The following is a 2,037-nucleotide window of genomic DNA, read 5'->3' on the forward strand; positions in this document are numbered from 1 at the left end:
GATAATGCCTATAGCTTACCTGCCTCAGATGGTTTCATGTATGCCGTGGTTGATTTGACCCTGACAGCGCGTGCCAATGATGTTGTCCTGAGCAATTATCAATGGTTTTTGGATGCGCGGGATGCCCGTTATTCACCTGATTTATCGCCCTTAACAGGCACAACTCATCCGCCTGCACCTGCGATATTGCCTGCAGGTCAAACTGTTCAAGCCTCGATGTCTTTCTTGGTCAATCGCTTTGATGGCAATGCGCTCCTCTTATTCTCGCCAGCGGGTGTCGCAGGTGAGTCATTCTTAGTGACTATCAATCAACCGCCCTTAGCGGTTGTGGTCTCTAATTTAGATGTGCAATTGCGACGCATCCGTCGCTCAAGCACGCAACTTTATGTTGATGTACGCATCTATAATCCACAAGCAGAGGCTGTCACACTAGAATTGGAAGATATTGGAATGATTTTCGGGTTTCGCCCGATGCCCACAGGGGCAACCCGTCGTCCACTTGCCTATCAGGCTGTGACATTTGACCCTGAATATGCTTTAGATTTGACCCTCGCTTGGGAATGGAATGCTGATGATCCCTTCGCACGCTTAGACTTAGCAGGGCGAGTTTGGTCGATTTCCTTGTTAGATGGCTAGTGTGAGCGACTAGCACCGTCGATTCGCTTGCCAAGTCTGTGGTCTTGGTGTAATATTAAAATCATCGATACACCTATATATCAATTTATAGAAGGGTTTAAGATGCTAAAAAGACGTGTTTTAACATTATTCACTTTGATGTTTGTTCTTGCTATTGCTGGAGCGCCTGTTTACGCTCAGGCTGACCCAGTGGCACAGGTCGAAGATTTTTTCGGGACAATTGAAGATTTGATGGTCGCGGTAGCAAGTTCTGCCGCTGTGATTGGTTTTCTGGGTTTATCCTTGATGAATCTTGGCTCATCCATTCCCTTCATTGCTGAATGGAAACAAGAAAATCCAAAAGCGGCACGCTCGGTCATGACCGGGCTTATCATACTCATATTTGTAGGCGGTGGCGGCTTAGTTGGTTTACTGAGCTTCTAGTATTATATACATATATATATGTATAATTATGGAATAGAAAGCACTACAAAAAGCTGTTTCACTAAAACCACACATTTGTAGTAGATCGCATTAAATATTCCATTAATACATGAGGCGTAGGCATTGATAGCCTGCGCTTTTTTTACAGCTACTTTTTGTGAGTACAGCAGACTTGACACATTTTTAGACAATGTTCTTTCTTATTTTTTCGCTGGACAAAAATAGAGGAGTTTCACCGATGGCAGCAAAAATCAAGAGTTTAGTCACCGTTCGCGAGGAGAAAGTTTTTGGGGCAGTTGACATGAATCGCATGATGACGGCAGGTATGGCAACAGGCTTTGTCTATGCCATGTGTCGCATCATACAAATTGGCTTACTACAGATTCCTGCCATCATCTTTTCTTTTTTCTTCTTCATCTGGCTGACTGGTAAAAAGGGCGGTGTGCCACGCTACATGGTCTTTGTCTATAGCTGGCAGGGCAGGATATTGATAGCCGCTAGACGCAATCCAAACTCCTTAGCAGGGCGTATTGCCAATTTAGCGGGTTGGACGACCTCAGATGTCATTATCAATGGTGATAATTTATTCACAGCGTCCATCGGGATTGCTTTGGATGACAATATGGCAGGACTTGAAATTTTAGAGACTGATTCTTTTGATGCTGGAGGCTTTGAAATTGTGACTGATGATGACTTATTTATGACAATTGATGTTAGTAAAGTGACGGAAATAACAGATGGTGACATTTCCATCGTAAAGCTGGAATAGAATGATGCCATTTAGGCTTAGTTGAGCACACTCCGTTTATGCAATGATGACTTGTATTCATCGCAACAATGGAAAAAAGAATACATTTCATAGCAACAATGGAAAAAATATTTAAGGTAACTTCAATATATATCTTGAAAAAGTCGATAGTAAGATCAATAGGTAAGCGATATTAGAGAGAGTAAACATCAAAATGATAAAAGTAGCGA

General features: G+C 42.6%; 3 protein-coding genes. All 3 read left to right on the forward strand.

The features are described from left to right. On the forward strand, nt 1-636 hold a 636-nt coding region (locus tag WBA11_RS15975), incomplete at its 5' end, for a hypothetical protein (protein ID WP_424521651.1). A gap of 27 nt (nt 637-663) precedes the next feature. Then, nucleotides 664-1,059, forward strand: a complete 396-nt coding sequence (locus WBA11_RS15980; protein WP_424521652.1) for a hypothetical protein — start codon at nt 664-666, stop codon at nt 1,057-1,059. A 190-nt stretch (nt 1,060-1,249) separates the two neighbouring features. Further along, nucleotides 1,250-1,828 (forward strand): hypothetical protein, encoded by a 579-nt coding sequence (locus WBA11_RS15985; RefSeq protein WP_424521653.1) that lies wholly within the window; start codon nt 1,250-1,252, stop codon nt 1,826-1,828. Nucleotides 1,829-2,037: the final 209 nt, after the last annotated feature.

Source organism: Rubrivirga sp. (assembly GCF_049648075.1).
Taxonomy (GTDB): domain Bacteria; phylum Bacteroidota; class Rhodothermia; order Rhodothermales; family Rubricoccaceae; genus Rubrivirga.

Coding starts and splice junctions, on each gene's coding strand:
- WBA11_RS15985 (WP_424521653.1), top strand. CDS start 1,250: ATGTTCTTTCTTATTTTTTCGCTGGACAAAAATAGAGGAGTTTCACCG.